Consider the following 582-nt stretch of genomic DNA (forward strand, 5'->3'; position numbering starts at 1 on the left):
CCATACGATAAGCCCTTACTAGTCTTGCTTTTCGCTTTTTCAATTTTTTGATTTCGCCAGTGCAATGGAAAGCTCCCTACCTCCAAGAAGTCCGATAAATACCCAGGTGGTACTCATAGGCATCTGACTGTATGCTTTGAAATAGAAAAGAATTACAGCATATACCAAATCTACAATAGTAGCTGCCCTTACATCTGTGACCCTGGTTTTTTCATTTACAATACCTTGAATTTTGTCCCCTTTCATGTAGAAAAGAACACCAAGCCCTAAAAATACAAAGCCAGTATAGGCAGAAAATTCCCAAACATTCAGCTCTCTTGGAAGAAACACCGCTATATTGGCTGCATCCTGCATGATCCAAACTGCCCAAAGACAACCTGAAATGATCCATTGAAGAGGGTACCAATATTTACTTGGCTTGCCTTTTAGGTAGTTGGTGACAAATTTTTCTAAAACAAACCAGACGATTATGGCAAGGAAAAAGGCTACAAAATACCCAATGAAACTTTTTTGCATCACCCCTATGATGGTTCCTGCCTTGTAGGTAAATACATTAAGCAAAAGAAAGGTGGTGGATACAGG

1 pseudogene is annotated in these 582 nt (G+C 39.5%); it reads right to left on the bottom strand.

What is annotated here, in order from left to right:
* Positions 1 to 39: 39 nt before the first annotated feature.
* Positions 40 to 582, bottom strand: a pseudogene (locus tag ADIWIN_RS16955) (hypothetical protein); the annotation flags it as partial.

The sequence above is a fragment of the Winogradskyella psychrotolerans RS-3 genome, from assembly GCF_000427335.1.
GTDB lineage: Bacteria > Bacteroidota > Bacteroidia > Flavobacteriales > Flavobacteriaceae > Winogradskyella > Winogradskyella psychrotolerans.